This is a genomic window from Occallatibacter sp. (assembly GCF_049802275.1).
Classification (GTDB): domain Bacteria; phylum Acidobacteriota; class Terriglobia; order Terriglobales; family Acidobacteriaceae; genus Telmatobacter.
This window is the reverse complement of sequence record NZ_JBARMD010000698.1, coordinates 1-1,925: the sequence shown is the minus strand read 5'-3', so window position 1 is coordinate 1,925 and position 1,925 is coordinate 1. Positions and strand designations below refer to the sequence as shown.

2 protein-coding genes are annotated in these 1,925 nt (G+C 56.7%); both read left to right on the top strand.

Features of this window, described 5'->3' with window-relative positions:
* On the top strand, nt 1-207 hold a 207-nt coding region (locus WA354_RS23565; RefSeq protein ID WP_472815469.1), incomplete at its 5' end, for a UPF0175 family protein.
* A 135-nt stretch (nt 208-342) separates the two neighbouring features.
* Complete coding sequence (locus WA354_RS23560) at nt 343-1,710, top strand: IS701 family transposase (RefSeq protein WP_472815468.1); 1,368 nt, start codon at nt 343-345, stop codon at nt 1,708-1,710.
* Nucleotides 1,711-1,925: the final 215 nt, after the last annotated feature.

The following is a 1,925-nucleotide window of genomic DNA, read 5'->3' as shown; positions in this document are numbered from 1 at the left end:
GGTGAGGCGAGAGAGGCGTACCTCGTTGAGCTTTACCGGCAGGACCGGATCACACATCACCAGTTGACTCAGGCTCCGGGCCTGAGCCGCCTTGAAGGCAACGGGGTGCTCAAACGGCACAAGGTTTCGTCGGGCCCGACCCTTGAGGACCTAAGTTCAGGTTTCGCATTTTTGGCGGGGTTTAGCCACGAATACGTTGATGTATGATTTCGCCGAGTTTCGGCCGCGCTGACGCCGCACATACATCGCGTTGCGGAACGTGATGTCGGCTTCCTTGGCCGATTTTGGCATCCTGTCTGGAGCTTACAAACCAAATAGGCACCAAGGCAAGGAAGCCGACTCATGGAACTTACATCTTCGTTCGTCGACCTGCTACAGCAGTTTGTGCCCGTCTTCACGAGTCCGACATTCCAGACCTTCGTAGAAATCGTCACCGGTTGGGTCCTTTCGCATCGGCACCGCTATGTGACAGAGATCATCTCCGCCGGTGGCAATGTTGGTAACGGACATTGGAGCCGGTTCCATCGCTTCTTCAGCCAGGCAGTCTGGGACCTGGACACCTTCTCTATGTTCTTGGCCAAATTGGTCGGCACCATCCTGGCCCCTGGTGCCACTTTGTTTTGGGCTGTCGATGATACTCTTTGCCGGAAACGCGGACTGACTCTTTACGGTGCCGGCATGCACTACGATCCCTTGATCTCCAGTCGCGCCAAGTCGCTGGTCAGTTGGGGACACGACTGGGTCGTGCTCTGCCTGATCATTGTGAAGCCGTTTTGGGCACCCACGAAAGTCTTCGCCTTGCCGATCGCCGTGCGGCTGTACCGCAATCGACAAGGACTTACCAAAGGGAAAAAGAGTCGGGGCAAAACCTCAAAACCTAAGCCTAATCCCGATCATCGCACTCGACCCCAATTGGCCCTCGAACTCATTCAGTTGGTTGCCCAGTGGTATCCCGACGACGAGATCATCCTCACCGGCGACAGCGCCTACGGAGGCAAGAGCATTCTCTCTCATCTGCCGTCCAACGTTCACCTCATCAGCCACGTTCATCCCAAGGGCGCGCTTTACGGACGTGCTCCCATCAAGAAGGAAGGGAGCAAGGGAGCCCCTCGGAAGAAAGGGGCTCGGCTGCCTGGCATGGCACAGTGGGCCAAGGATCCAGCTCAGCCCTGGACTCGGCTCAAATTCAACCAGTTCGGGCTGCATGCCACGCTCGCCGTCAAAACCATCAAGGCTCTCTACTACAAGGCAGGCGGAGACCGCGAGTTGACGATCGTCCTGGTACACGACCTGGACGGGAAACGTCCCGATCAAATGTTTTACTGCACCAAGCTGAATTGGAGCGCGAGGCAGATCCTCACAGCATACTCCCATCGCTGGGCGATTGAATGTACGTTCGAGAACTGCAAACAGCTTCTGGGACTGGAGGACCCGGCCAATCGCCTGCCCAAAGCCGTCGAGCGGACCGCACCCTTTGCGCTTATACTCTATAGTCTGATCGTGGTGTGGTTCCACAAGACGGGACATCAGTTCGTCCAATTTCCGAACCGGCCCTGGTATTCGCGTAAGGAAGAACCGTCATTTGCTGATCTCCTGACCACGCTCCGCCGTGTGAGCCTGGAGGAGAAAACCAGCATAGCGCTTTCGGATCACCGTCAGATAAAAACCTGGCTTGCACAGATCACCGATCTTCTCAGTCGAGCTGGGTGATCGACGTTCACAACGCGAATCCGTGCTCACGTCGCCACGCCACGCGCAAGCGACCGGTGAAAAATGACCGGCCGTCCCGCTCGCGGAACGGCGTCAGAATGTGCGAAACCTGAACTAAGGGTAATCGCTAATCGCAGAATCGAATCCAACCGAAGTGTCTTTCGGCCGTCCCGCATTCCCATCGGCTTTCAAAAGCACTCTCACGGAGATCGGGC